The organism is Actinokineospora sp. NPDC051303 (assembly GCF_055586285.1).
In genome coordinates this window covers 96,649-122,277 of sequence record NZ_JBVJIN010000019.1, presented here as the reverse complement: position 1 = coordinate 122,277, position 25,629 = coordinate 96,649, and the positions used below count along the sequence as shown (strand labels likewise).

The window sequence follows — 25,629 nt, the reverse complement described above, 5'->3', positions numbered from 1 at the left end:
CGACAACCGTTGTCAAGTACGGGCCCGGGTGGTGCCGTCTGGTTGTCGACTGAGTTCCTCCGAAAGAGTCGCGATTCACTCGGCTGTGCGAAGTCGTGGTTTCGGTGCGCGGATTATTAACCGTTGGGCGACGTGGCGCCGGGTGCTCTTGTGCGAAAAGAGCAGCGGTGTTCACTCGATAGTGCGTAATAACTGCGCTAAACATAATGATGGCTTTTGTTGTTCCGCGAATCCCCGACGAGCCCAAGAGGTCGCCATGAGCCTGCAGCGTGTGATCACCGATGAGCAAGATTTGCAGATCGCCCCCGTCTTCGCGCAGCGGATCGACGAGGACGTCATCCCCAAAGGCAGACTCGCGGAGAATCCGATGCCAGCGGGCGTCGCGGCGGGCATCGTGCATTCCCGGCTGCTGCTCGACGGCCGGGCGGCGCTCAACCTCGCCACGTTCTGCACGACCGTCGCCGAGCCGGAGCTGGAACGGATCTACGCGGACACCGCGTCGATCAACCTCATGAACCGCGAGGAGTACCCGGCGAGTTCCGATATCGAGCAGGAGTGCATCAACGCTCTGGCGAATCTGTGGCACGAGGACGACGGCCGGTTCATCGGCTGCTCCACGAGCGGCAGTTCGGAGGCCGCCATGCTGGCCGGGCTGGCCATGCTGCGCCGCTGGCGGGAACAGGGCGGAACGGGCAAGCCCAATATGGTGTTCGGCTCCCACGTCCACGTCTGCTGGCCGAAGTTCTGCAATTTCTGGGACGTGGAGGCGCGGATGGTGCCGCTCGCTGAGGGGCGCACGATTCTCGACCCCGCGCTTACCGCCGAGGCGGTAGACGAGAACACGATCGGCGTCGTCGCGGTGCTCGGCAGCACCCAGGACGGGCGCTACGACCCGGTCGCGGAGATCGCCGCCGCCCTCGACGCCGTCGCCGCCGACCGGGGCATCGATGTGCCGCTGCACGTTGACGCGGCGAGCGGCGGGTTCGTCGCGCCGTTCCTCGACCTGGACTTCGCCTGGGACTTCGCGCTGCCCCGGGTAGTGTCGATCAACGCGTCCGGGCACAAGTTCGGCCTCGTCTACCCGGGGTCCGGATGGTGCCTGTGGCGTGATCCCGAGTACCTGCCGAAGTCGCTCGTCTTCGACTGCAACGTGCTCGGCGGCCACCACCCCACGTTCACGCTGAACTTCTCCCGGCCCGCCTCCGGCGTCATCGCCCAGTACTACCAGTTCCTGCGCAACGGGCTCGCGGGCTTCCAACTGATCGCGCAGCGGTGCCAAGAGGTGGCGCGGCAAGTCGCGAAGGGCATCGCGGCCATCGGGCCCTACGACGTCCTCAGCGACGGCGAGGACCTGCCGGTGGTCGCCTTCCGTCTGCACGACCCGGAAGACGTCGGCTTCACGGTGTACCACCTGTCGGAGGCGCTCAAGAGCGACGGCTGGCACGTGCCCGCGTACAGCCTGCCGCCGAACCTGGAGCACGTGCACGTGATTCGCGTCGTGTGCAGGCAGGGGTTCACCCTCGACCTGGCGGCGAAGTTCCTCGAAAGCCTCGCCAAGCACACCGAGCGGCTGACCAAGCACCCGTTCCCGCTGCCCGACGTGGCGACCGCGCTGACCTACACGGACTGACGCGGTGGTCACGATCGCGGAACTGGAGGCCGACCCGTACCCGGCCTACGCGCGGCTGCGCCGGGACGAGCCGGTCACCTGGGTGCCGGAGGCCCGCCAGTGGCTGGTCACCGGCTGGGACGACGTGCGCACGGTCCTGACCGACACGGCGCGGTTCACCACCGACCAGCCCGGATCGCCGCTGCTCGGCCTGTGCGGCGGCGCGCCGATGCTGCTGCGGGAGGGCGAGTCGCACCAGGACGTGCGGGAGGCGTTCCAGCACGACTACGCCGCCCACCGGGTGACCGACCACGTGGACACCGTCGTCCGGCCGGTCGCGCACCAGGTCGCCGACGAGGTGTTCCCGTCCGGCCGGGCCGACCTGGCCGAGGACTACTTCGAGCCGGTCGCGGTGACCGCCGTGACCAGGCTGTTCGGGCTGGACCCCGGCGGCGCGGACACCATGCGCCGCTGGGGAGAGGCGCTGACGCGGGTGGCGAACGACTTCGGACGCGACCCGGCGGTGCACTCGACCGCGGCCGCGGCGCTGGCCAAGGACACGGCCGTGACCTCGGTCGTCGAGCGGCTGCGCGGGCAGCCGGACGGGTCGGGCATCTCCCACCTACTGCACGCCAACCGCCACCGCGGCGACCCGCGACCGGAGGCGGACGTGCTGCCGGTGCTCAAGCACCTCGCGCTGAGCACGCTTGAGCCCGGCTGGCTCGCGGGCTGGACCCTGGCGGCGCTGTGGGCGGCGCCCGAGCAGTTCGCCGAGGTCCGCGCCGACCGGTCGCTGCTGGGCGTCGCGGTGTACGAGGCGCTGCGCTGGAGCGCCCCGGTCGGCGTCCTCGGCAGGCGCGCGACCCAGACCGTGACCCTGGGCGGCCGGGATATCCCAGCGGACAGCATGATCGCCGCCGCCATCGCCTCAGCCAACCGCGACGAGACAGCGTTCACCACCCCAGACCGCTTCGACCTGCGCCGCGACGTCCGCCTGCACCTCGGGTTCGGCGCCGGACCCCACCACTGCCCGGCGCACCCGCTGGTCACCGCCGTGGCCCGCACCGCCCTGGACGTGCTGTTCGACCGGCTACCCGACGTGCGTCCCGCCCCGGGCTGGCGGGCGGCGCCACACGGCTGGAAGTTGCGACTGCCGGGTCCCCTCACTGCCGTGTGGGACGTGACGGCGCGGCGGGCGTCCTGACCGGGCAGGCCAACGTGACGAACGGCCGGTTCCGCGCGGGTGGCGGAACCGGCCGTTCGTGCTGAACGTAGGCGCTTTACCAGGTCAGACCTGGTGTCGCATCACACGTCGTAGTACAGGCCGAACTCGTACGGGTGCGGGCGCAGGCGCAGCGGGTCGATCTCGTGCTCGCGCTTGAAGGCGACCCAGGTCTCGATGACGTCCGGGGTGAACACGCCGCCTTCGAGGAGGTAGTCGTGGTCGGCCTCAAGGGCGTCGAGGACCTCGCTGAGCGAGGCCGGGACCTGCGCGACCTGCTTGGCCTCCTCCGGGGGAAGCTCGTAGAGGTCCTTGTCGATCGGGGCCGGGGGCTCGATCTTGTTCTTCACGCCGTCCAGACCGGCCATCACGAGCGCGGCGAAGGCCAGGTACGGGTTGCCCGAGGAGTCGGGGCAGCGGAACTCGACGCGCTTGGCCTTGGCGTTGTTGCCGGTGATCGGGATGCGCACGCAGGCGGAGCGGTTGCGCTGGGAGTAGACCAGGCTGACCGGGGCCTCGTAGCCGGGCACCAGTCGGTGGTAGGAGTTCACCGTCGGGTTGGTGAACGCCAGCAGCGACGGGGCGTGCTTGAGCAGGCCGCCGATGTAGTGGCGCGCGGTGTCGGACAGGCCCGCGTAGCCGGACTCGTCGTGGAACAGCGGCGTGCCGTCCTTCCACAGCGACGAGTGCACGTGCATGCCGGAGCCGTTGTCGCCGAAGAGGGGCTTGGGCATGAAGGTGGCCGACTTGTCCGCCTGCCATGCGGTGTTCTTCACGATGTACTTGAACAGCTGCAGGTCGTCCGCGGCGTGCAGCAGCGTGTTGAACCGGTAGTTGATCTCGGTCTGGCCCGCGGTGCCGACCTCGTGGTGCGCGCGCTCGACGGTGAAGCCCGCGCTCTGCATGTTCAGCACCATCTGGTCGCGCAGGTCGGCGAAGTGGTCGACCGGCGGGACCGGGAAGTAGCCGCCCTTGAAGCGGGTCTTGTAGCCCTTGTTGTTGCCGTCCTCGTGCGCCCCGGTGTTCCACCAGCCCTCGACCGAGTCGATCTCGTGGAACGAGCCGTTCTCGGTGTAGTCGAAGCGGATCGAGTCGAAGATGTAGAACTCGGCCTCGGGACCGAAGTACGCGGCGTCGGCGATGCCGGACTCGGCGATGTAGAGCTCCGCCTTGCGCGCGATGTTGCGCGGGTCACGGGTGTAGGCCTCGCGGGTGAACGGGTCGTGCACGAAGAAGTTGACGATCAACGTCTTCTCGATGCGGAACGGGTCGATCCGCGCGGTGTACGGGTCGGGCAGCAGCAGCATGTCCGACTCGTGGATCGACTGGAAACCGCGAACCGACGACCCGTCGAAGGCGAGGCCCTCGTTGAAGGCATCCTCGTCGAACGCGCTCGCGGGGAGGGTGAAGTGCTGCATGACGCCCGGAAGGTCGCAGAACCGGACGTCCACGAACTTCACGCCCTCGTCGGCGATGAAGCGCAGGACCTCGTCGGAAGAGTTGAACACGCTTGTTGACTCCTTCGTCTACTCTGCCGGCCGCGACCGGCCCACCGCGCGAGCGGGCAGCCGTTCCTGCCGGCGATCACGGCGGCATGGCCGTGCCCGCTCTGCGTGATGACGCTAAGAGTGTGGTGTTGCCCGTCAATCACCCCCATGTTTCACGGGTGTTAACGAGACCTGTTAGTGCACCTCGAAGCATGCCAGGCCCACTCGGCACGGTGACGCCGCCCTACGCTGGTGGGGTGAGCAGATGGACCGGAACCTGGTTGTCCGGGCCCGGCGCGGCCCTTGAGCCCGCCGACGGCCAACAGCGCTGGCGCGGCGAACGCCTCGGCCTGCCCGAACGCGGGCCCAGATCGGTCGCGTCCACCGGCATCCGGCTCGGCGCGCTGGTCATCGACCTGGTGCTGGCCTCGCTGGTGACCTCGGTGTTCTTCCGCCCCGACTTCACCGACCCGGCGGTCATGCGCACCTTCAACTACTGGTCGCTGCTGACCTGGTTCGTCATCAGTGTGGCGGGGGTCGCGTTGGCGGGCTTCACACCGGGCAAGGCGCTGCTGGGATTGCGGGTGGCCCGGATGGACGGAGCGCCACTGGTGGGCCCCATCCGGGCGATCCCCCGGTCGGTGCTCGTCGCTCTGGTCGTCCCCGCGGCGATCACCGATCGGGACGGCCGTGGCCTGCACGACAAAGCGGTCGGAACCATCGTCCTGCGCACGCGCTAGGCGTACTGCCCTGGTTGTCGGGACTGGGCGCGCTAGGGCTTGGTGTCCGCCAGGTGCACGGCGGTGGCGGTGGGGACGAACCCGACTTGGCGGTAGACGCGGTCGGCGTCCTCGCTGCCGGGGGTCAGCCAGGCCAGGCGGACCTCGGCCAACTCGGCCGCCGTGCGGACGGCCGCTGCGGTGACCAGGGCTCCGAGGCCCTTGCGGCGATGGTTCTCCGCGGTGGCGACGCCCGCGATCTCGGTGACGCCGTGCGCCACCGCGGTCCAGTAGGCGACCGCCACTGGCTCGCCGTGGAGGGTGGCCAGGACGGAGCCGCCGTTCTCCGGGGCGGGTGGCGGGGTGGTGGGCGGGTCGCCCGGGGGCGCGCCGAACGCGGCGCGGGCCACCTCGGCGCAGGCGGCCAGGTCGGCGGTTGTCCGCACGACCTCGACCACCACGTTGTCGAGGGGCTGGGGGAGCAGCAGGTCGGCGGGGGCGAGGACGAGCAGTGGAATCCGCATCGTCACGGTCAGGCCCGCGGCGGCCAGCGTCTCGGCGGCGCCAGGGCAGGCCTGCTCGATCAACTCGAACCGCAGACCGCCAGGCGGGAAGGCGGCGCGCAGGATCGCCAGGCTCCGGGCCACCTCGTCGGCGTCCCTGATCGGCTCGCCCGGGTGCGTGGCCACCGCGTAGGAGCTGTGCCCGGGGCCGCCTGCCAGGAGCAGGCCGGTGAACGGGCCAGCGGGAATGACGTCATGGTCGCGGCTGAGCCCCGCCAACTGCGCGGCGGCGATACGGTCTGCTTCTGACACCGGAGGACGGTAACCGCGGCCTGGCCTGGCTCGCCCGCGAATTATTGGAGGGCGTCGAGGTCGATGGTGACCGGGAACGGGACGTCGGTGGTGAAGGCGCCGGTCACCTCGTCCCCGTTCTGGTACCCGAACTCCTCGGCCAAGTGGGCGGCGACCAACGACACCGGGTCTTCGGTGTCGAGCAGCCAGTAGTGCGGAATCCCGGCGTCGGCGTACTCGCCGTGCTTGCTCACCCGGTCGGTTCGCCGCGACCCCGGCGACACGATCTCGACCACGACCAGCACACCGGTGGCCCGGAGAATCCCCCCTTCGGCCTTGCGGCGCGCCACCTCGCTCTTCTCGACCACGACGAGGTCCGGCCGCCTGCTGAAACCGGGGCCATCCGCCGGGCCAAGACCGAGGTCCACGTCCACGTCGGCGATCAGGTCAAGGTGATCGGGCAGTTGGTCGAACAGTTGGTAACCCAGCACCATCATGGCCTTCTGGTGCTCCGGGGTGGGACTTGGCGACATCAACAGGCGGCCCTCTAGCAGCTCCGTGTACCCCGTCTCGGTCTCACCGAGCGCGGCGTACTCCTCAATGGTCAGCAGATGTGTGGGGGCACTCGACTCGTTCTGACGCAGGGGCATCGCGGTCACGGGCTTCTCCTCACCTTCTGCCGAACAGGCTGCCAGAGGGGTACGACAAATGGCCTAACGCCGCCGCATGGTTCGCTGCACGCTGCGCATCTTGGCTCCCTGGGGCATCGGGCCCTTGGGGAGGGCGGCGCCGCGGGAGGCGAGGGCGGCCAGGCGCTTCTCGACCACGTCGATCTGGGCGGGGCGGAGGTTGTTGGGCAGCTTCATCAGGTGCCGCTGCAGGTGGCGCAGTTCCACCTGGCCGTCGTCGTGGCCGACGACGATGTCGTAGATCGGGGTCTCGCCGATGACCCGGGCGGTGCGCTTCTTCTCCTGGGCCAGCAGGGTCTTCACCCGGTGCGGGGCGCCCTCGGCGACCAGGATGACGCCGGGGCGGCCGATGACCCGGTGCACCGCGTCGAGCTGGGTGGTGCCCGCGACGCTGGGGGTGACGCGCCAGCGGCCGCGCAGGTTCTCCAGCGCCCACGCCGCGGCGCCGGGCTGGCCGTCGGCCTTGGTGTAGACGTTCTTCTGCACCCGCCGCCCGAAGATGATCACGGCCGCGAGCAGGCCGAACGCGATGCCGACGGGCAGCACGAACCACTCGATGCCCAGCAGCAGGCCGATGCCGAACACCACGCCGGTGACCACCAGCAGGGCGCCGAGCATCCAGGGGATCAGTGCCTTGTCTTCCTTGCGCTGCATGTTGAACGCCTGGAAGATCTGCCCGCGCTTGGCCTTCGACGCTGCTTTGCGCGCCTTCTTGGCTTCCTTGGCGGCCGCTTTGTCCTGCTTGTCAGCCATAACCACCAGGATACGGGGCGGGGTCCCCCGGCAGGCGGGCGCGCTCTGTCAGGATGCACCCCATGGCTGGCGAACGCGGACCCACGGACCTGCTGGCCGGGCTCGACCCGGAGCAACTCGCCGCCGTCACCGCGCCCCGGGGGCCGGTCTGCGTGCTCGCGGGCGCGGGCACCGGCAAGACCCGCACGATCGTCCGCCGGATCGCGCACCTGATCCACGCCGGTCACGTTTCCGCTGGCCAGGTCCTCGCGGTCACGTTCACCGCGCGCGCGGCGGGGGAGATGCGGACCCGGTTGCGCGCGCTGGACGTGCACGGCGCGCAGGCCCGCACGTTCCACGCCGCCGCCCTGCGCCAGCTTCGCTATTTCTGGCCGAGGGTGGTCGGCGACCACCAGTGGGACCTGCTTGACGGCAAGCTGCGGCTGGTCGGGCAGGCCGCGCACCGCGCGGGGGTGGGCACCGAGCGGGAGACGCTGCGCGACCTGGCGAGTGAGATCGAGTGGGCCAAGGCGTCGCTGGTGGCCCCGGAGGACTATCCGGCCGCCGTCGCGCGCGCCCGGCGGGAGACGCCGGTAGCCGCCGAGCAGGTAGCCAAGGTCTATGCGGCCTACGAGACGGCTAAGAACGCCGCACGGCAACTCGACTTCGACGACCTCTTGTTGCATACCGCCGCGGCGTTGGAGGAGCACTCCGCGGTCGCGGAAGAGTTCCGGGACCGCTACCGCTGTTTCGTGGTGGACGAGTACCAGGACGTCACCCCGTTGCAGCAGCGCGTGCTCGACGCCTGGCTGGGCCGCCGCGACGACCTGACCGTGGTCGGCGACGCGAACCAGACCATCTATTCCTTCGCGGGCGCCTCCCCGCGGCCGCTGCTCGACTTCACCCGCCGCTTCCCGGAGGCCACCGTCGTCCGCCTTGAGCGCGACTACCGGTCGACGCCGCAGGTCGTGTCGCTGGCCAACCGGGTCATCTCCGCCGCGCGCGACCGCCCGGCAGGCTCGCGGCTGCGGCTCATCGGCCAGCGCCCGAACGGCCCGGAGCCCACCTACGCCGAGCACGACGACGAGCCGACCGAGGCCAAGGCGGTCGCCGCGCGGATCAAGGACCTGGTCGACGCGGGCACCGCGCTCAGCGAGATCGCGGTGCTCTACCGGGTCAACGCGCAGTCCGAGGTCTACGAGCAGGCGTTGGCCGAGGTGGACATCCCTTACCTGGTTCGCGGAGGCGAGCGCTTCTTCGCCCGCCAAGAGGTGCGCCAGGCCATGGCCGCGCTGCGGAAGGCGTGCGGCGACCCGCCCGAGGGGGAGCTGCCCGCTGTCGTGCGCGATCTGCTGGCGCCGTTCGGCCTGACCGCGGAACCGCCGTCGGGCGGCAAGGCCCGCGAGCGGTGGGAATCCCTGCTCGCCTTGGTGGAGTTGGCCGAGGAACTGGTGGCTACCGACGCACAGGCAGACCTACCCCGCTACGCCAACGAGTTGGAGATGCGTGCGCAGGCGCAGCACCCGCCCACCGTCGAGGGCGTCACCCTGGCCTCGCTGCACGCGGCGAAGGGCCTGGAGTGGGACGCGGTGTTCCTCGTCGGCCTGGTGGACGGCACGGTGCCGATCCAGCACGCCGATGGCGACGACGCCGCCATCGAGGAGGAGCGCCGCCTGCTCTACGTCGGCGTCACCCGCGCGCGCGAACACCTGGCGTTGTCCTGGGCGCTGTCGCGCACCGAGGGCGGTAAGCGCTACCGCAGGCGCAGCCGGTTCCTCTACGGCCTGATCCCGGAGAACCATCCGACCGCGCGGATAGCGGCGACGCGGCAGCGCGACACCCGGCCCGTCATGGGCCGCGCGATGACGCCGGTCCGGTACTGCCGGGTCTGCGGCGACAAGCTGATCGGCACGATGCCCACCAAGCTGGGCCGCTGCGAGGGCTGCCCGGCCGATCTGGACCAGAGCCTGCTCGACCGGCTGCGCGAGTGGCGGATGGAGCGGTCCAAGGCGCTCAAGGTGCCCGCGTACGTCATTTTCACCGACGCCACACTCCTGGCCATCGCCGAACAACGTCCGGCCGATCGGGCCGCGCTCGTGGCGATCCCCGGCATCGGGGCGGCCAAACTGGACAAATTCGGCTCCGAAGTCCTGTCGCTCATCGACGCGGCCACCCGTTCGAGTGGTGTGTGACTGGGGTCACCGGAAGTTCTGGAAAATCGGTTGCACGGCCTCGGCGGAGGCCAATAACCTGCAAGAGCGGGGCACGAAGTGCCCCGAAGATTTCGGCCCGAGGACAACTGGGGAGGTGGCCAACGTGGAGATCTTCATGATGAAGCAGACCCTTGGCCACGTGCTGTCCAACGGCTTCGCCGCGCCTCTCGGCGCTGTCGCATCCTACGGCGCCACGGGCATCGGTTCTGCCGCGTGCTCTGGCACCGCGTCCACTGGCACTGCTGTGTTCCGTGGCATCGGTCTGCGTCCGTTCGCGGGCGGCCGAGCGGTCGAGGTCATCCGTGTCCAGCGCGAACGGCGCGCCATTGTCGGCGCCACCGCGCGCACGGCCACCACCGTCGCCGCCAAGACCGGCGTCGTCGTGACCAGCCCGGCCATGGCTATTCCAGCCAAGCCGGTCGCGGTCAAGTCGATCGTGCCAGCCGCGTGGACGCACGTCCGCACCCTCGATGTCAGCACCCGCCTGTCCGCATTCTCGGACTGGAGGACTTGACGCGCCGTCAAGCACTCCTGGCCCCGAGGCCGCGGACTCCGACACCGGAATCCGCGGCCTTTTTGTTTGTCGAATTTGGTTCCACCGCAACGGTTTTCCCACTTTTTCAAGAGAGTCAGGAGCTTTACACCATGTCAACCGCCACTGTTCCGCTCACTGGCGGAGCACTCAACGACCTGATGGGCCCTCCGGGTTCCGGCGTGAGCGAGCTGCTGGACGCCGCTCCCGCCGCGGGCATGGACCTGCCCTGCCGGTCGAACGACAACCCGGACCTGTGGTTCGCCGACGCGCCCGCCGAACTGGAGCGCGCGAAGGGGCTGTGTGGGGACTGCCCGGTGCGCGCCGCGTGCCTGGCCTCGGCCCTCGCCCGGCACGAGCCCTGGGGGGTCTGGGGCGGCGAGATCTTCGAACGCGGTGTCGTCATCGCCCGCAAGCGGCCCCGCGGCCGCCCGCGCAAGGAGGACGTCGCCCGCGCGGCGGCCGAGCAGGCCGCCCAGAACCGGGACGAGGTCGCCGCATGAACGCGCTGGTGAAAGACCCGATGTACCGGTTCAAGCCACAGGGGAGTCAGCAAATGCTGATTTATGAAGATCTCGCGAGATCCCGAATGCGCGAGGCGGAGCAGGTGGCGCGGGCGCGTCGCCTGGTTCGCCTGCTGGGCGCGGCCAAGCGCTGGGACCGGCTCGCGAAGTGGGCGGCGCGCCGCGCCGACCGAGTGAACGCCATTCTGTAAAACCCAATCGCGAAAATCCGACACGAAGCCCGCTCCGGCTCACACTGGGGCGGGCTTCGTCCTTAGGGTTGGGAAACGCGATGGAAACTGATCTGTCACCGCTCGCGTGCGGCCCGGCGCTACGGTTGGCCTCCCCTGTTCACGACGCGCCTTGGGGCTGACGTGGTGATGCGAATATCCGACACAGGCGCCGCCGGTGGCAGGCGCAGGCGAAAACGCGGGGTCGAGGTGGGGCGCACCGGTGCGCGCTTCGGCCCTCCCGGACAATGGCGGATCGCGCCAGAGGAACCTGACGAGGCCGATCCGCTGCTCGAACCGCCCGATCCCGAATCCGAGGTCGGCCTGGTCGGCGCCCGATTCGGCGGGCGCAGGCGCAAACGCCGCGATGACGAGGCGACGGACCAGCCCGCTGAGCGACCCGATCAACCGAGAAACCGGCCCTACGACCCGCCGACCGTCCCCGACCTCGCGGGCAACTCCCCGGAGTGGTCCGACGAACTGGACGACTGGCTCGACCCGCCCGAGCCCCGCACCCAGGCGCGGGACCGCGAGTCCGAGCGTGATCTTGGCGAAAACCCCCCGCGCTGGTCCGGCGAACTCGCCGACTTGCCGGAGTCCCGTTCCCCCGAGTGGGAGCCGGAGCCGGCGCGCGGCCTCGGCGAAAGCTCTCGGCCGTGGTCCGAGGAGCACGCCGACTGGCTGACCAGGCCCGAGTCCCATGCGCTGGTCCGGCCCTACGCGTGGACCGGCGGACGCACCCGCGCCCGGCACGACCTCGCCCTGGAAGCCCTGGTCTCCACGGCGGTCCACGGCCCGCCGGTGTCCTGGGAGCACCGCCCCATCGCCGAGTTGTGCGCCCGGCCCCGGTCGGTCGCCGAGATCGCCGCGCTGCTGGGACTGCCGCTGGGCGTGGCGCGCGTGCTCATCGGCGACCTCGCCGACCGTGGCGTGCTTACCGTGCACCAGATAGCGAGCGCGGCGCCGAACCTGGAGTTCATGGAGCGGGTCTTAGCCGGGTTGCGCAACCTCTAAGAGGCTTTAAGAGGTCGGTGAAGGTCGTTCCCACCCGGGTGGGAACGACCTTCACTAACGTCTGGGCCATGGCGCACACCCACGATGGCATCGACTGGACCACCCGACTCGCCCCGATGCGGCGGACCGACGCGATCGAGGCCGAGGTCAACGGCTGGGTCGCCGACCGGCTGGTGGAGCCGCTGCCGCCCGGCGCGACCGTCGTCGACGTCGGGTCCGGCTCCGGTGGCATGGCCGCCGCGCTGGCCGCGGCTCTCGCCGCCCGCTCGGGCGGGCGGATCGTGCTGGTCGACGCGGTCGCGGAATTGCAGGCCGCCGCCGAGGAGCGGGTCGCCGAGGTCGCTGGCGACCGGGTCGAGGTCGTCACCGTCCTGGCCGACGCCGCCGACGACGGCCTCGCCGACCTGGTGCCCGCCGCCGACCTGGTGTGGGCCGCGCGCGTCGTGCACCACCTGCCCGACGAGCGGCGCGGGGTCGCGGGCCTGGTCCGCCTGCTGCGGCCGGGCGGGATGCTCGCGCTGGGCGAAGGCGGGCTCAGCACCCGGTGCCTGCCCTGGGACCTCGGCGTCGGCGAGCCTGGCTTGCAGGACCGGCTGATCGCCGCGCGCGGGGAGTGGTTCGCCGAGATGCGCGCGGGCATCGAGGGCGCGGTCCGCACACCGGTCGGCTGGAACCGGGTGCTGGCCGAGGCCGGGCTGGTCGACGTCACCTCGTTCAGCTACCTGGTCGACCTGCCCGCGCCCGCGTCCGAGCAGGTCCGGCTGTCGGTGGCGGACTGGCTCGGGTTGCTCACCCGGGTCTGCGGCGAGCGGCTGTCGGCCTCCGACCAGGCGGCCCTGGCCCGGTTGCTCGACCCGACCGGCCCAGATTGGGTGGCAGCACGCGACGATGTGTTCGTCCTCGGCGCGTCCACCGTGCACCTGGGCCGCGCGGCGTAGCGTCGGACGGCATGACTCCGGCCTGTTCACCGACCTGTTCGCTCTGCGGGCGCGACCGCGCGGACGACCCGCCGGTCGACGCGCTCGCCTGGGTGCTCGACGGCCCCCGCTGGCTGTGCCCGGCGTGCGCCCGACGGCACGTCCGCGACATCGAGGGCAAGCTGCCCCCGGAGTACTGGCTCGGTCAAGATCGGTCGTAGGCGTCGCGGGCGGCGGCGACCTCGGACATGTGCGACTCCGCCCAGCCCTTGATGGCGCCGATGACCGGGAGCAGCGTCGTCCCCAGCGGGGTGAGCCGGTAGTCGACCCGGACCGGGACACTCGGGGTGATCTCCCGGGTGATCAGGCCGTCGCGCTCCAGGTGGCGCAGGGTCTGGGTGAGCATCTTCTGGCTCACGCCCGCGATCTTGCGCGCCAGTTCGCTGTAGCGCATCGGGCCGTCGCCCAGCGCGCTGACGATCAGGCTTACCCACTTGTCGGAAAGCCGGTCGAGTAGCTGCCGGGCCGGGCAGGCGGCCAGGAAAGCGTCGTACGCCGACCGCGCTTCCGCGCGGATCTCGGCCGCGGTGCGGGTGGGCACACGATCCTCCACGTCAGTTGGGCACTCCAAAGTGCGTACTTCCTGTTGGAGAGTAGCACTCTTTAGGTTCGTGCTACTGGAGATCGAACTCAAGGGAGCGCGGACATGCGTGCGGTAGTGGTGCGAGACGGCGAACTGGAACTGACCGAGGTCGCGGCGCCCGAACCAGGGCCAGGGCAGGTGCGGCTGCGGGTCGAGGCCGCTGGGGTCAACCCCGTCGACCTGGCCACCCGGGCCGGAGTGCTGGTGCGGCTGGGGATCGCGGTCGCCCGGGACGTCACCGGCCTCGGGTGGGATGCCGCGGGGGTGATCGACGCTGTCGGCGCCGGGGTGACCGGGTTCGCGGTCGGGGACCGGGTGGTCGCCCTGGCGATTCCGACCTACGCGCCGTTGGGGGCGTACGCCGAGCAGTTGGTCGTCAACGCGTCGGCGGTGGCGGCGATTCCGGCCAGCGGCTCGGCCGCGGAGTGGGCGACGCTTCCGCTCAACGCGACTACGGCGTACCAGGCGTTGGATCAGTTGGGCTTGGTTCCTGGGGAGACGGTTCTGGTGACTGGGGCGGCGGGCGGCCTTGGTGGATATGTCGTGCAGCTGGCCGTTGCGCGCGGGCTGCGGGTGGTGGCTGTCGCTGGGGCGGATGACGAGGGGTTGGTGCGTGAGTTGGGGGCTGAGGTGTTTGTTTCGCGTGCGGGCACAGTGGTTGATCAGGTGCGGGCGGTGATTCCGGGTGGGGTTGACGGGGTGATCGACGCGGCGGTTCTTGGGATGGCCGCGTTGGATGCTGTGCGGGACCGGGGCGGGTATGTGGCGGTTGTCGCGGGGGCGGAGCCGGTGCCGGTGCGTGGGACTCGGGTGTCGACTGTGTATGTCGCGGCGGATTCGGGGGAGTTGGGGCATGTGGTGCGGCTTGCGTCGGCGGGGTGTTGAGTTTGCGGGTTGGGGGGACGTATTCGTTGGATGAAGTTGGTGCTGCGCATGAGCGGTTGGGGAAGGGGGGTGTGCGGGGGAGGCTTGTGTTGGTGCCGTGAGCTGGGCTCTCTGGGTTCCCTGGGTGGCGTGGGTTGTGTGGGGTTGCTCGATGGGGTGGAGTGGTTTCTTTGGGGCCCCTACGAAGGAAGATCCCGTCGTGGGAAAGACGGGTGGGGAGCCTTCGGCCCCACGACCACGGCGAGTTTAGGGATCTTCCTTCACCCCCAAAGAAACCACTCCACCCCATCGAGCACCTGGCAGGCTCGGGTGCGGCCTGGCAGGGAGGTGGTTAGGGGCGGGTGCGGCTTCGTTGGGGGCGGGTTTGCTGCTCGTTTTGCACCATCGAGCACCTGGCGGGCGCTGGTTCGGCCTGGCAGGGGAGCAGGTTCGCTGCTAGGTCACCCATCTGGCACCTGGCAGCGTTAGGTGCTGGTTGGCAGGGGGGCGCGGGTTCGCTGGTCGGTTTACCCCGTTGAGCACCTGGCAGGGTTGGCAGGTGCTCAAGGGTGTTCGCTGCTCCACCCATCTGGGGCCGGGTGGGTGGGCTTGGTTGGGGTGGGTGGCGGGCGAGGGGGCTGTTGGGGCTGGCTCGCCCAGTGCTCAGTGGGGCAACGAACTCGCCCCTCTTCCCAGGTGGCACCGACGCCACCAGGCGTTTGACGGCCCTGGCGCGAACCCCCTCCCCTGCCAGGCCCACCCCCAGCGCCAGAAGATGAGTCCGGCGTGCGGCTACCTGGTGGGGGCGGGCGGTGGTTGGGGGAAGGTGGTGCTCTCTGCTTTACCCCTGCTCAGTCTTCGTCGGCGAAGCCGGGTTGCCAGCGGGAGATGATGGCTCGGACTGGGACCTTGGCGTCCAGTTGGCAGAGGATGCCGGTGGCGCCTGCGGTGACGCGTTGGACTAGGAGGTATTGCGGGGGGAGGTTTAGGGAGCGGCCGGTTTTGAAGTCTTGGCCGCGTAGGTCGCCGACTCGGCCTGCTTGGCGGCGCATCCAGCGGCGGGTGAAGTGGAAGGTTTCCACCGCCGCTGGTTCGGCGAAGGGGGCCAGGTAGGCCAGGACGTCGTCGGCGTCCAGTTGCATGCCGGGGCGGATGAAACCCTCGTCGCGCATGAGGTTCATCAGTTGGGTGGAGTGGCCCTGGAGGGACAGGCGGGTCATTTGGCCCAGGGGGCGCGGCAAACCCTCGGGGAGGCGGGCGACCGCGCCGAAGTCGATGACGCAGAGGCGGCCGTCGGCGGTGATCATGAAGTTGCCTGGGTGCGGGTCGGAGTGCAGCAGACCCGAGCGGGCGGGTGAGGAGAAGTGGAACTCCGAGAGGAGCGTGCCCGCTGTGTCGCGTTCTTCTCGGGTGCCGTCTTTGATGATCGCGGCCAGGGGGCGGCCGTCGACCCATTCGGTGACGGTGACCTTGGGGGCGCTCGCCACGACCTTCGGGACCAGCACGCGGTCGTCACCGGCGAACGCCTTCGCGAAGACGCGCTGGTTCTCGGCCTCGGCGCGGTAGTCCAGTTCCTCGGTCATCCGGTCGGCGAGTTCCTGCAACAGCGGCTTGATCTCCATGCCCGGCGCGAAGGGCTGGAACAGCCTGCTGAACCGCTGAAGCTGCCGCAGGTCCGACAGCAGCGCCTCATCCGCCCCCGGGTACTGCACCTTGACCGCGACCTGCCTGCCGTCGTGCCACACCGCCTTGTGGACCTGCCCGATGCTCGCCGCGGCGGCGGGAACGTCGTCGAACTCGGCGAACCGCTTCGCCCAGCCCCGTCCAAGCTGCTGCCCGAGCACCCGGTGCGTTGCCTGCGAACTCATCGGCGGAGCCGCGGCCTGCAGCTTGGTCAACGCCTCCCGGTAGGGCTCGGCCAACTCGTCGGGCACTGCGGCCTCGAACACCGAAAGCGCTTGCCCGAACTTCATCGCACCGCCCTTGAGCTGCCCCAACACCGCGAACAGCTGCTCGGCCGTGCGCGCGGACAACTCGGCGCTGACCTGGTCGGCGCTCTGCCCGGCGAGCCGCTTCCCCCAGCCGCCCACCGCCCGCCCCGCCACCCCAAGCGGAATGCTGGCGAGCCGTGCGGTGCGCGCGACAGTCTTGCGTGGCATCTCGGTCACGAGCCGATTCTCCCTTGCCCAGGCGGCGAACCGCACGAAAATACCCGGTGGTCACAGGCGGGCTGCTCACATTCGCCCCTGGAGCGGCTCGCGAACACGCACTGTCGACGGCGCGTTTCCGCCCGCGCGCGCGTTTGGCTGGCCCGCATCAGCTTGCCTGCTGTCCGCCATCACGGCCCGTGGCCGACCTCGGCCGCAGGCGTCCCCTCGCCCTTCGCGAGGGCGGGCCAGTGGTGTGGTCGCGGACTGGTGGACCGGCCGCCGGAGTGTGGATTGGGGGTGCGGCTGGACGGATTTTCGCTGGTGGCGGCGTTGCGGGGCGGTTGGGTCGGCTCGGGGTGGTTGTCATCGTCTGCGGGGGCGGCGGTAGGTGGGGTGGGTGGCGGCTCGACAAGGGCAGGCCGGGTGTGGAGCCCAGGGGCGGTGGTCGACGGTGGCGGCGAACGGGTCGATCTCGACGGCGGCGTTCCAGACGGCGGGCGGGTTGGGGTCGGGGGCGCTCAGCCAGCCGAGGGCGTCGATGACCTGGGCGGCGGCGACGCCAGCGGTGGCGTGGACGGTGGCCAGGTCGGCCAACTGGGCTCGGCCCGCCAACTGGGCGGCGACGGTGGGCCAGCACGGGTCGATGTCGGTTCGGTGGTGGTCGGCGCAGCGGAGACAGCTGGTGATGCCCGGAACGACCAGGGGGCCGACGATGCCGACACCGTCGCGGACTCGGGCGCAGAGGTGGGGGACGGCGTCGGCTGCCAGGGAGATCACCACGCCGGGATCGGGCACCAGGGCGTCGGTGAGGACGACCAGGTCCGGCTGCCTGCGGGTGAAGCGCTGGACGCGGACCGTGTCGTCGACGCGGTGGATGGCGTCGTGGGCCGCGGCTTGGCGGGGGCGGCCGATGTCCTCCTGGCGCAGGCCCGCGCCCACGTCTTCCGCGGTGACCGTGCCTTCCGCCGAGACGTGGAGACGGCCGATGCCCGCCGCGGCGAGCAGGCAGGCCAGGGCCACCGCGATGCGGCCGTTGCCGCGCAGGTGGACGGCCGCCTGGGAACGGTCGGCCAGTGTGGCGGTGGGGGCGCGTAGGGCGGCGGTCGTCTGATCGGCGGCCAAGCGTCGTGGGGCGGATGAACCAGGAGCGGCGGCGTCCTCCACCAAGCCTTGACTCGCCAGGCTCGCCAACAGGGCGCGCATGGTGGACCGGTGCGCTGACCCGAGCGCGGCCAGGAGCTCCGCCGTGGTGTGGCCGCCATCGAGGTCGGCGGCGGCCGCGACGACCGGATCCGGCAGGCCGCTGACGACCGCGGCCCGCCGCGGATGCAGGCCGACTTGGATCTCACCCGCCCGGCGGCGCAGCACGGCCACCCCCGGCCGGAGACGGGGGCGCTGGGGAAGTGTCTGTTCTCGCATGGGCACAGGCTGCCGGCTTGGGCCGAATGGCGTAGCGAGTTATCCACAGGCGAGAGTCACACCCCACCGGTCCTCCCGTTGTGTCGGTGCGGACCTTTACGGTTGGCACCGTGGCCGAACCCCGCGTCGAGGTGCGCAGGAGCAAGCGCAGAACCCGCACCGTCACCGCCTATCGCGAAGGTGACACCCTCATCGTCCTCATCCCGGCCCGGCTCTCCAAGAAAGAGGAAGCCCACTGGGTGCAGGAAATGCAGCGCAGGCTCCTGCGCAACGAGACCCGCAGGCGCTCACCTGCCCGAACCTCCGACGCGGCGCTGCTCACGCGCTGCGGGGAGCTGTCAGCGCTGTACTTCGACGGGAAGTGCGACCCACGCTCGGTCCGCTGGGTGCCGCCAATGCGGACTCGGTGGGCGTCGTGCACTCCAGTGGACCGGACGATCCGGGTGAGTGAACGGCTGCAGGAGGTGCCTGCCTGGGTGCTCGACTATGTGCTGGTGCACGAGTTGGCGCATCTGCTGGTGCCTGGGCATGGGGAGGACTTCTGGGAGTTGGCGCGGCGGTATCCGCGGACGGATCGTGCTGTGGGGTATTTGGAGGGGTTGTCCGCTGCTGCTGGGTGGGGGATTGCTGCTGCTGACTAGCTGGGCTCGGTGGTCCCGGGTTGCGGGGGTTGCTCGATGGGGTGGAGTGGTTTCTTTGGGGCCCCTACGAAGGAAGATCCCGTCGTGGGAAAGACGGGTGGGGAGCCTTCGGCCCCACGACCACGGCGAGTTTAGGGATCTTCCTTCTCCCCCAAAGAAACCACTCCACCCCATCGAGCACCTGGCAGGGTCAGGTGCGGCCTGGCAGGAGGGCAGGTTCGCTCCTTGCCCCTCTGGCACCTAGCAGAGCCGGGCCCGGCTAGCAGGACCGTGTGCTCGTTCGCTCACCCGGTGCCTGGCAGGGCCAGGCTCGGCTAGCCGGGGGTGTGCTGCTCCACCCCGTCTAGCACCCGGCAGGCCTGGGCGCGGGTGGGTGCGCGTGCCGTTCCATCACCCGCTGGGCGACCCGAAGTGCCAGGTCAAGTGGCCTGGGGCAAACCGAGGCACCGCCTTGGTTCCTCACGCTCGCCAAGTGCTGGATCGGGTGGAGTGGTTTCTTCGGGGGAGAAGGAAGATCGCTAAGCTGGCTGCGCGTGTGAGGCCGTAGGCTTCCCACCCGTCTTTCACACGGCGATCTTCCTTCGTAGGGGCCCCGAAGAAACCACTCCACCCGATCCAGCCCCACCAGCCAGAAAACCTCAGCCAGAAACCGGAAACGCTAGTCCTCGGGTTCGGCGTCCTTGGACTCTGGGGACTGTTCGGTCCGCTTGAGTTGGGCGATGGGGTCGTCGTCCAGGTCGGACTTTGTGCCCAGGCGTTCGGCGAACTCCAGGGGATCGTCTAGGTCGGTGGCGGTGGGCATGAGGTCTGGGTGGGCCCAGAGGGCGTCTCGGGCTTCTATGCCGTGTTGGTCGGTGAGCAGGCGCCAGAGGGAGGCTGCTGCGCGGAGGCGGCGGGGGCGTAGTTCCAGGCCGACCAGGGTGGCGAAGGTCTGTTCCGCAGGGCCGCCGGAGGCGCGGCGGCGGCGGAGGGTTTCGCGGAGGGCGTCTGCGCCGGGGAGGCGTTCGCTGACGGCTTCGCCTACGACTATGTCCACCCAGCCTTCTACCAGGGCCAAGAGGGTTTCGAGGCGGGTTAGGGCCGCTTTTTGCTCCGGGGTGGTCTCTGGTTCGAGCATGCCGGACTGCATGGCGCGTTCGATGGTTTCCGGGTTCGACGGGTCGACCTGGGAGGCCAGCTGTTCCAGGGCCGCCGTGTCCACCTTGATGCCGCTGGCGAACTCCTCGACGGTGGCGAGCAGGCGCTGGCGCAGCCACGGGACATGCGCGAAGAGGCGTTGGTGAGCCGCCTCGCGGGCGGCGAGGAAGACGATGACCTCGCTGGCGGGCCGCTCCAAGCCCTTGGTGAACTCCTCGATGTTCGCCGGGAGCAGCGCGGCGGTGGCGGTGGGGCCAAGGGGCAGGCCGATGTCAGTGGAGGTCAGGACCTCGGCGGCGAGCTGGGCCAGCGCGTTGCCCAGTTGCGAGCCGAACGCCATGCCGCCCATCTGGCCGACCATCGCCAGCAGCGGGCCCGCCTGCTGCTTGGCCTCCGCGGGCAGCGCGTCCACCCAGGCCCCGGACATGCGGCGGGCCACCGGGTCGCACAGGCGCTGCCAGGTGGGCAGGGTGTGCTCCACCCAGTCGCGGGGAGTCCATGCCTTGGCCACGGTGGCGCCCGCGGGCAAGGTGGTGACCGGGTCGAGCCACATCTCGGCGAGGTGCACGGCGTCGGTCACGGCCTTGCCGGAGTCCGACGGGGCGACGAAGCCCATCTGGCCGGACAGCTTCTGCACCGCGATCTGTTTGGCGAGGTCGTAGTTCACCGGGCCGGTCGACGTGCCAGCCTGGCTGAGCATCTGCCCGAGTTGGCTGAGCATCTGGCCGAGCTGGCCGAAGGCGTCGAACGGGTTTTCCCCGGCCCCGCCCTTCCCGGGCTCGCCCGAGTTCGGGTCCTTGTTCTTGTCCCGGTCGTCCGGGTCCGGCGCGCTGAAGCCGAACGTGAACTCGCTCATGTGTCCACGGTACGCGGCGGCGCCGTAGGTCTGCCGTCCGGTGATTCGCCGTTGGCGAACGCACGTACTCTGTGACGTCGTGAGCACCCCACCAGATGCCCCAGCTCAGCAGCCAGCGCCAGCGGTCGAACCGATGTCGAGATCGCTGTCCCGACGCGGGTGGACGCTGGTGGCCAGCCTGGTCTGCACGCTCACGCTGCTGCTGGTCGGCGTGCTCGTCCCCATCCCGTACGTCTCGCTCGGCCCCGGCCCGACCTTCGACACCCTGGGCGCGGTCGAGGGCGTGCCCGTGGTGAAGGTCGACGGCGAGCCGACTTACCCGACCACCGGTCAGCTCCGGATGACCACGGTGTCGGTGAACGACGACATCACTCTCTTCGGCGCTCTTGGCCGGTGGGTGAGCGGGCGGTACGCGCTCGCGCCCCGCGAAGAGTACTTCCGGCCAGGGGAGACCGAGGAAGAGATAGACCAGCAGAACACCAAGCTTTTCCAGGACTCGCAGAGCAACGCCGAGGTGGCCGCGCTGCGCTACCTCAAGTACCCGATGAAGGTGATCGCCCAGCAGATCACCGCGGGCGCCCCGGCGGACAAGGTCCTCGTCCCCGGCGACCAGCTCCTGACCGTCAATGGCAAGACCATCGTCACCGCGGCCGACGTGCGCGCCTCGCTCGCGGGCACGGCGCCAGGACAGAGCGTCTCGATCACCTACAAGCGCGACGGCCAGGAGAAGACAGCCACGCTTACCTTGGGCAAGGCAAGCGACCACGGCGCGGAGGACCGGCCGGAGGGGTTCATCGGGCTCGGCCCGGTCGAGCGCCCGGACGTGCCGTTCACCACCACGATCAGCCTGCAGAACGTCGGCGGCCCGTCCGCCGGGCTGATCTTCGCGCTGGCCATCGTCGACCGGCTCACCCCCGGCGACCTGGGCGACAACGCCACCATCGCGGGCACCGGCGAGATCGACATCGAGGGCCGGGTCGGGCGCATCGGCGGCATCCCGTTCAAGATGGTCGCCGCCCGGGAGGCGGGCGCGACGACGTTCCTGGTCCCCGCGGACAACTGCGCGGAGGCCAAGGACAACGCCCCCGCGGGCCTGCGCCTGGTGAAGGTGGAGAACCTGGGCGGCGCCGTGCGGGCGCTAGAGGACCTGAAAGCGGGCCGGGACGTGCCCGGCTGCTAGCGCGCCCCGTCAGTCCCGCAGTGTGTCGAGCAGGGCGGTGGTGAGGTTCGCCGCCAGGTCCCGGTGCTCGATGATCTCGTCCAGCTCGCCCTCGGCGCTGCGCAGCCTGAGCACGCAGGCGACCGTGCCGTCGCGCAGCGCCGCCGCGACCAGCCGGGCCTCCCGGGCCTGCGGGTGGGTCGCGGCGATCCGGCTCAACGCGTCGCTGTCGCCCTCGGGCAGGTCCGCCTCCGCCTCGGGCGGCAGGATCACGATCTCCTGCGCGAGCGCGCACCCGGCCACGACCGGCGGCCACATGATCCCGGCCAGCGCGACCCCGAGATCGGGCTCCTCCAGCGCCTCCTGCGCGACCGGGGTCAGGGTGGACTCGGCGTCCACCTGGCCCGCGAGGTCGGGCTGCTCGCGGAGCAGGTGCTCGGTGGGGACCAGGGCGAACAGCTGCGGCGGCTGGTCCCAGCCGCCCGTGGACACGAACTCCTCGACCTCGCGGGTCACCGAGGGCAGGTCATGGTGGGTGGGAGCGCTCATCGGGCCACCTCACCAGACCGGTGGCCGCGCGCGCCCACGCGCTGTGTCGACTGTCCGCTCGCAAGCTCGCTCATCGGCACATCGTCGCATCTCCCCAACCCCGTGAGTTCACCCGATGGGAAGGCCGGTCCAGGTCATCCGCACATTTCGGGCACCCTCACGGGAACCTGAACCCGTCCTAATAGAGTTGAACAACCAGGGCGGGTCCACGGCTCGCCCGGAGACTCTTTGCCAGCGACTCTGGAGCGTGCCCAGTGGCCACTCGGCCCCCGATCGGCCTGCCGAAGCTGTCCCGTCGCAGCCGGTTCCTGCTTGTCATCGCCACCGCGTTCATCCTGCTCCTGCTGGTCGGGTCGCGGTTGCTCAGCACCTATGTGAACTGGCTGTGGTTCGGCGAGGTCGGGTTCCGGTCGGTGTTCACCACCATCCTGTGGACGCGGATCGTCCTGTTCTTCGCGGTCGGCGCCTTCGTCGGCGGCCTGCTCGCGCTGAGCCTGTGGATCGCCTACCGCTCGCGTCCGGTGTTCGTGCCGGTCTCCGGAGCCGACGACCCGCTCGCCCGCTACCGCTCCACAGTGGTGCAGCGGGTGCGGCTGTTCGGCATCGGCATCCCGCTGGTGATGGGGCTGATCGCGGGCTCGGCGGCGCAGTCGGACTGGCAGCAGACGCAGTTGCTGCTCAACGGAACGGACTTCGGCGTCACCGACCCGCAGTTCAACATCGACATCGGCTTCTACGCGTTCACGCTCCCGTTCATCACCTGGCTGATCAACTGGCTGTTCGTCGGCGTCGCCATCGCCTTCTTCGGCGCGCTCATCACGCACTACCTGTTCGGCGGCATCCGGCTGGCTGGCAAGGGCGGGCAGCTCGCCGCGCCCGCGCGCATGCAGCTGTCGATCACCGCGGGCGTGTTCGTGCTGATCTACGCCGTCGACTACTTCTTCGAGCGCTACGAGCTGCTGTTCTCCCAGCGGGAGAGCTTCAGCGGCGTCAGCTTCAGCGGCGCGACCTTCACCGACCTCAACGCGGTGCTGCCCGCCAAGCTGATCCTGATGTTCATCGCGGGCTTCTGCGCGGTCGCGTTCTTCGCGGGCGCGTTCCTGCGCAACCTCCAGCTCCCCGCGATCGCGACCGCGCTGCTGATCCTGTCCGGCATCCTCGTCGGCGCGGCGTGGCCCGCGGTCATCCAGCAGTTCTCGGTGCGCCCCAACGAGAACGCCAAGGAAGCGCTGTCCATCCAGCGCAACATCGAGGCCACCCGGGCCGCGTTCGGCATCACCGACGAGCAGGTGACCACCGAGGGCTACGCGGGCACCACCGACGTCTCGCCCGCGAAGATCCGCTCCGAGCAGAGCAGCATCAACACCATCTCCAACGTGCGGCTGCTCGACCCGAACATCCTCGCGCCCACGTTCACCCAGCGCGAAGGCCGGGAGAACTTCTACGGCTTCCCGGACAAGCTCGACGTCGACCGCTACACCATCGACGGCAAGACCCAGGACTACGTCGTCGCCGCCCGGGAGATCAAGTCCGACGGCCTGACCGACGTCCAGGGCGGCTGGATCAACCGGCACATGGTCTTCACCCACGGCCACGGCTTCGTCGCCGCGCCCGCGAACACGATCAACTCCGCGCTGCAGGACGCCGAGGGCCAGAACAACGACCAGGGCGGCTACCCGGTCTTCAAGGTCAGCGACCTGAACACCAAGGGCCCGATCGAGGTCAAGGAACCGCGCATCTACTACGGCGAACTCGCCACCGACTACGCGATCGTCGGCGGCAAGGACGGCGACAAGCCGATGGAGTACGACACCTCCGACAAGACCTACGCCTACACCGGCAGTGGCGGCGTCCCCATCGACGGGCTGTTCAACAAGATCGTCTTCGCCGCGCACAACACCGAGCGCAACATCCTGTTCTCCTCGCAGATCGGCGAGGGCGCGAAGATCATGTACAACCGCAACCCGCGGGACCGGGTGAGCATGGTCGCCCCGTGGCTGACCGTGGACGGCGACCCGTACCCGGCCGTCGTGGACGGCCGCATCCAGTGGATCGTGGACGGCTACACCACCCTGGAGAACTACCCGTACGCCCAGCGCACCCCGCTCGGCGAGGCCACGACCGACTCCCTCGCGGGCGTCGTCCGCCAGGAGAACCGGACGATCAGCTACATCCGCAACTCGGTCAAGGCCACCGTCGACGCCTACGACGGCAGCGTGAACCTCTACGCGATCGATGAGAAGGACCCGGTCCTCAAGGCGTGGCAGGGCGTCTTCCCCGGCACGGTGAAGCCGAAGTCGGAAATCTCCAAGGACCTCGAATCGCACTTCCGGTACCCGGAGGACCTGTTCAAGGTCCAGCGCGAACTGCTGTCGAAGTACCACGTGTCCGACGCGGGCGAGTTCTTCTCCCAGAAGAGCTTCTGGAACGTCCCGTCCGACCCCACCGAAGACGGCGCGTCCAACCCCTCCGGCACCGGAGCCAAGCAGCCGCCGTACTACGTCCTCGCCCAGGCGCCCGGACAGGACAAGGCGACCTTCCAGATCACCAGCGCGCTGACCCTGCTCAACCGGGAGTTCCTGGCCTCGTGGGTCTCGGTGTCCTCCGACCCGGGCAGCTACGGGAAGATCAAGGTCCTGCGGCTGCCCACCGCCGGAACGTCCCAGGTGGAGGGTCCGGGGCAGGTGCAGAACCGGTTCCAGACCACAAAGGAGGTCGCGGAGAACCGGACCCTGTTGAACAACCCCAGCGTCTCACCCCGCTTCGGTAACCTGCTGACGCTGCCTGTCGCGGGCGGACTGCTCTACGTGGAGCCCATCTACATCCAACGCAAGGACGCCAAGGCATTCCCCCAGCTCGCGGGCGTCCTGGTGTCCTTCGGCAACAGGGTCGGCTTCGCGCCCACCATCGATGAGGCGCTGGACGAGGTGTTCGGTCCGGGAACCGGTGACTCCGCGACCAAACCCGGCGAGAACACCGCGCCCCCGCCCAGCAGCCCGACACCGCCCCCGCCGACCAGCACCCCGCCTCCGACCGGCGGCGGTGGCGGCAACGCCGAGATGGACCAAGCGGTGCAGGCCCTCAACGCCGCCATCGCCCACCTCCGCGACGCCCAGCGCAACGGCGACTTCGCCGAACAGGGCAAGGCCCTCGCCGAACTCGACGCCGCGGCCAAGCAGTACGACACGGCCAAGTCGAAGGCGGGCCAGACCTCGGCGCCACCGTCCTCACCGTCCGCCACACCGTCGCCAACCCCCGGAGCCACCGGCGGCGGGTGACCCCACTCACCTGACCACCCCCCGATTTGCACCTCGGCGACACACCCGCGTAGAGTCCTATTTACCGACGCGGGGTGGAGCAGCTCGGTAGCTCGCTGGGCTCATAACCCAGAGGTCGCAGGTTCAAATCCTGTCCCCGCTACAAGACTGGGAGACCCCTATCCACGGAAAGCGTGGATGGGGGTCTTTCCGCATTGTTGTGGGGGCGGAGCCCCCACGCCCCGCCCCGGGGGCTTGCCCCCGGACCCCCGTGGGGGGCGGGTGGGCGGGGG

The 25,629-nt window shown here is 70.0% G+C and carries 23 protein-coding genes and 1 tRNA gene; 15 read left to right on the top strand and 9 right to left on the bottom strand.

Features of this window, described 5'->3' with window-relative positions; translation table 11 throughout:
* The first annotated feature begins 256 nt into the window (after positions 1-256).
* Both ACZ6SD_RS17085 and ACZ6SD_RS17080 read left to right on the top strand, forming a co-directional pair.
* Positions 257-1,630 (top strand): glutamate decarboxylase, encoded by a 1,374-nt coding sequence (locus tag ACZ6SD_RS17085; RefSeq protein ID WP_465317893.1) that lies wholly within the window; start codon positions 257-259, stop codon positions 1,628-1,630.
* A gap of 4 nt (positions 1,631-1,634) precedes the next feature.
* Positions 1,635-2,813, top strand: coding sequence for a cytochrome P450 (locus tag ACZ6SD_RS17080; protein ID WP_465317892.1), 1,179 nt, complete (start codon positions 1,635-1,637; stop codon positions 2,811-2,813).
* 101 nt (positions 2,814-2,914) lie between these two features.
* Here ACZ6SD_RS17080 and glnA read toward each other — a convergent pair whose 3' ends face one another.
* Positions 2,915-4,339, bottom strand: coding sequence for a type I glutamate--ammonia ligase (glnA, locus tag ACZ6SD_RS17075; protein WP_465317891.1), 1,425 nt, complete (start codon positions 4,337-4,339; stop codon positions 2,915-2,917).
* Between the two features lie 236 nt (positions 4,340-4,575).
* Here glnA and ACZ6SD_RS17070 point away from each other — a divergent pair, with 236 nt between their 5' ends.
* Positions 4,576-5,058: an RDD family protein gene (locus ACZ6SD_RS17070; protein ID WP_465317890.1), complete on the top strand. Its 483-nt coding sequence runs from the start codon at positions 4,576-4,578 to the stop codon at positions 5,056-5,058.
* Positions 5,059-5,090: 32 nt separating this feature from the next.
* Here the strand turns inward: ACZ6SD_RS17070 and ACZ6SD_RS17065 are convergent, their stop codons facing one another.
* From ACZ6SD_RS17065 to ACZ6SD_RS17055, 3 genes are all read right to left on the bottom strand, one after another.
* On the bottom strand, positions 5,091-5,852 hold the full coding sequence (locus tag ACZ6SD_RS17065; protein ID WP_465317889.1) for a GNAT family N-acetyltransferase: 762 nt from the start codon (positions 5,850-5,852) through the stop codon (positions 5,091-5,093).
* A 41-nt stretch (positions 5,853-5,893) separates the two neighbouring features.
* Complete coding sequence (locus ACZ6SD_RS17060; protein ID WP_465317907.1) at positions 5,894-6,481, bottom strand: Uma2 family endonuclease; 588 nt, start codon at positions 6,479-6,481, stop codon at positions 5,894-5,896.
* A 63-nt stretch (positions 6,482-6,544) separates the two neighbouring features.
* Positions 6,545-7,273 carry a DUF4191 domain-containing protein gene (locus ACZ6SD_RS17055; protein WP_465317888.1) on the bottom strand — a complete coding sequence of 243 codons (729 nt, stop codon included), beginning with the start codon at positions 7,271-7,273 and terminating at the stop codon, positions 6,545-6,547.
* Between the two features lie 53 nt (positions 7,274-7,326).
* On the opposite strand from ACZ6SD_RS17055, the gene ACZ6SD_RS17050 reads away from it, so the two are divergent.
* The 7 genes from ACZ6SD_RS17050 (at position 7,327) to ACZ6SD_RS17020 (ending at position 12,882) form a co-directional block, all read left to right on the top strand.
* A complete protein-coding gene (locus ACZ6SD_RS17050) occupies positions 7,327-9,444 on the top strand; it encodes an ATP-dependent DNA helicase UvrD2 (protein ID WP_465317887.1) in 2,118 nt (705 codons plus the stop codon).
* Positions 9,445-9,568: 124 nt separating this feature from the next.
* Positions 9,569-9,979, top strand: a complete 411-nt coding sequence (locus tag ACZ6SD_RS17045; protein WP_465317886.1) for a hypothetical protein — start codon at positions 9,569-9,571, stop codon at positions 9,977-9,979.
* 131 nt (positions 9,980-10,110) lie between these two features.
* Positions 10,111-10,500, top strand: coding sequence for a WhiB family transcriptional regulator (locus tag ACZ6SD_RS17040; RefSeq protein WP_091457060.1), 390 nt, complete (start codon positions 10,111-10,113; stop codon positions 10,498-10,500).
* Positions 10,497-10,712, top strand: a complete 216-nt coding sequence (locus ACZ6SD_RS17035; protein ID WP_465317885.1) for a hypothetical protein — start codon at positions 10,497-10,499, stop codon at positions 10,710-10,712. Before ACZ6SD_RS17040 ends, ACZ6SD_RS17035 begins: the two co-directional genes overlap by 4 nt.
* Before the next feature lie 168 nt (positions 10,713-10,880).
* Positions 10,881-11,744 carry a DUF742 domain-containing protein gene (locus ACZ6SD_RS17030; RefSeq protein ID WP_465317884.1) on the top strand — a complete coding sequence of 288 codons (864 nt, stop codon included), beginning with the start codon at positions 10,881-10,883 and terminating at the stop codon, positions 11,742-11,744.
* Positions 11,745-11,812: 68 nt separating this feature from the next.
* Positions 11,813-12,682 (top strand): class I SAM-dependent methyltransferase, encoded by an 870-nt coding sequence (locus tag ACZ6SD_RS17025; RefSeq protein WP_465317883.1) that lies wholly within the window; start codon positions 11,813-11,815, stop codon positions 12,680-12,682.
* Between the two features lie 11 nt (positions 12,683-12,693).
* Positions 12,694-12,882, top strand: a complete 189-nt coding sequence (locus ACZ6SD_RS17020) for a hypothetical protein (RefSeq protein WP_465317882.1) — start codon at positions 12,694-12,696, stop codon at positions 12,880-12,882.
* Here ACZ6SD_RS17020 and ACZ6SD_RS17015 read toward each other — a convergent pair.
* Positions 12,867-13,262 (bottom strand): winged helix-turn-helix transcriptional regulator, encoded by a 396-nt coding sequence (locus tag ACZ6SD_RS17015; RefSeq protein WP_465317881.1) that lies wholly within the window; start codon positions 13,260-13,262, stop codon positions 12,867-12,869. The two genes, ACZ6SD_RS17020 and ACZ6SD_RS17015, sit on opposite strands and share 16 nt — an antisense overlap.
* A gap of 105 nt (positions 13,263-13,367) precedes the next feature.
* Between ACZ6SD_RS17015 and ACZ6SD_RS17010 the strand changes: the two genes are divergently transcribed.
* On the top strand, positions 13,368-14,189 hold the full coding sequence (locus ACZ6SD_RS17010; RefSeq protein ID WP_465317880.1) for an NADP-dependent oxidoreductase: 822 nt from the start codon (positions 13,368-13,370) through the stop codon (positions 14,187-14,189).
* 830 nt (positions 14,190-15,019) lie between these two features.
* On the opposite strand, the gene ACZ6SD_RS17005 is transcribed toward ACZ6SD_RS17010, so the two are convergent.
* Complete coding sequence (locus tag ACZ6SD_RS17005; RefSeq protein WP_465317906.1) at positions 15,020-16,327, bottom strand: ABC1 kinase family protein; 1,308 nt, start codon at positions 16,325-16,327, stop codon at positions 15,020-15,022.
* A 354-nt stretch (positions 16,328-16,681) separates the two neighbouring features.
* Positions 16,682-17,737 (bottom strand): hypothetical protein, encoded by a 1,056-nt coding sequence (locus ACZ6SD_RS17000; RefSeq protein WP_465317879.1) that lies wholly within the window; start codon positions 17,735-17,737, stop codon positions 16,682-16,684.
* Between the two features lie 110 nt (positions 17,738-17,847).
* On the opposite strand from ACZ6SD_RS17000, the gene ACZ6SD_RS16995 reads away from it, so the two are divergent.
* Complete coding sequence (locus ACZ6SD_RS16995; RefSeq protein WP_465317878.1) at positions 17,848-18,378, top strand: SprT-like domain-containing protein; 531 nt, start codon at positions 17,848-17,850, stop codon at positions 18,376-18,378.
* Between the two features lie 658 nt (positions 18,379-19,036).
* Here ACZ6SD_RS16995 and ACZ6SD_RS16990 read toward each other — a convergent pair.
* Entirely contained in the window at positions 19,037-20,371 is a 1,335-nt protein-coding gene (locus ACZ6SD_RS16990; protein ID WP_465317877.1) for a zinc-dependent metalloprotease, read from the bottom strand.
* Between the two features lie 133 nt (positions 20,372-20,504).
* On the opposite strand from ACZ6SD_RS16990, the gene ACZ6SD_RS16985 reads away from it, so the two are divergent.
* Positions 20,505-21,551: a YlbL family protein gene (locus ACZ6SD_RS16985; RefSeq protein ID WP_465317876.1), complete on the top strand. Its 1,047-nt coding sequence runs from the start codon at positions 20,505-20,507 to the stop codon at positions 21,549-21,551.
* A gap of 9 nt (positions 21,552-21,560) precedes the next feature.
* Here ACZ6SD_RS16985 and ACZ6SD_RS16980 read toward each other — a convergent pair whose 3' ends face one another.
* The gene (locus ACZ6SD_RS16980; protein ID WP_465317875.1) at positions 21,561-22,079 is read right to left on the bottom strand and encodes a PPA1309 family protein; all 519 of its coding nucleotides are present in this window, start codon (positions 22,077-22,079) and stop codon (positions 21,561-21,563) included.
* A gap of 254 nt (positions 22,080-22,333) precedes the next feature.
* Between ACZ6SD_RS16980 and ACZ6SD_RS16975 the strand changes: the two genes are divergently transcribed.
* Positions 22,334-25,357, top strand: coding sequence for a UPF0182 family protein (locus tag ACZ6SD_RS16975; protein ID WP_465317874.1), 3,024 nt, complete (start codon positions 22,334-22,336; stop codon positions 25,355-25,357).
* A 68-nt stretch (positions 25,358-25,425) separates the two neighbouring features.
* Positions 25,426-25,499 (top strand) — tRNA-Met (locus tag ACZ6SD_RS16970).
* Positions 25,500-25,629 lie beyond the last annotated feature (130 nt).

Excerpts from the sequence above, each read along its gene's own strand:
- ACZ6SD_RS17005 (WP_465317906.1), bottom strand. The coding sequence starts at position 16,327 with ATGCCACGCAAGACTGTCGCGCGCACCGCACGGCTCGCCAGCATTCCG.
- ACZ6SD_RS17050 (WP_465317887.1), top strand. The coding sequence starts at position 7,327 with ATGCACCCCATGGCTGGCGAACGCGGACCCACGGACCTGCTGGCCGGG.
- ACZ6SD_RS17020 (WP_465317882.1), top strand. The coding sequence starts at position 12,694 with ATGACTCCGGCCTGTTCACCGACCTGTTCGCTCTGCGGGCGCGACCGC.
- ACZ6SD_RS16985 (WP_465317876.1), top strand. The coding sequence starts at position 20,505 with ATGTCGAGATCGCTGTCCCGACGCGGGTGGACGCTGGTGGCCAGCCTG.
- ACZ6SD_RS17040 (WP_091457060.1), top strand. The coding sequence starts at position 10,111 with ATGTCAACCGCCACTGTTCCGCTCACTGGCGGAGCACTCAACGACCTG.
- ACZ6SD_RS17035 (WP_465317885.1), top strand. The coding sequence starts at position 10,497 with ATGAACGCGCTGGTGAAAGACCCGATGTACCGGTTCAAGCCACAGGGG.
- ACZ6SD_RS17055 (WP_465317888.1), bottom strand. The coding sequence starts at position 7,273 with ATGGCTGACAAGCAGGACAAAGCGGCCGCCAAGGAAGCCAAGAAGGCG.
- ACZ6SD_RS16980 (WP_465317875.1), bottom strand. The coding sequence starts at position 22,079 with ATGAGCGCTCCCACCCACCATGACCTGCCCTCGGTGACCCGCGAGGTC.
- ACZ6SD_RS16990 (WP_465317877.1), bottom strand. The coding sequence starts at position 20,371 with ATGAGCGAGTTCACGTTCGGCTTCAGCGCGCCGGACCCGGACGACCGG.
- ACZ6SD_RS17030 (WP_465317884.1), top strand. The coding sequence starts at position 10,881 with ATGCGAATATCCGACACAGGCGCCGCCGGTGGCAGGCGCAGGCGAAAA.
- ACZ6SD_RS17000 (WP_465317879.1), bottom strand. The coding sequence starts at position 17,737 with ATGCGAGAACAGACACTTCCCCAGCGCCCCCGTCTCCGGCCGGGGGTG.
- ACZ6SD_RS17025 (WP_465317883.1), top strand. The coding sequence starts at position 11,813 with ATGGCGCACACCCACGATGGCATCGACTGGACCACCCGACTCGCCCCG.
- ACZ6SD_RS17060 (WP_465317907.1), bottom strand. The coding sequence starts at position 6,481 with ATGCCCCTGCGTCAGAACGAGTCGAGTGCCCCCACACATCTGCTGACC.
- ACZ6SD_RS17010 (WP_465317880.1), top strand. The coding sequence starts at position 13,368 with ATGCGTGCGGTAGTGGTGCGAGACGGCGAACTGGAACTGACCGAGGTC.
- ACZ6SD_RS17085 (WP_465317893.1), top strand. The coding sequence starts at position 257 with ATGAGCCTGCAGCGTGTGATCACCGATGAGCAAGATTTGCAGATCGCC.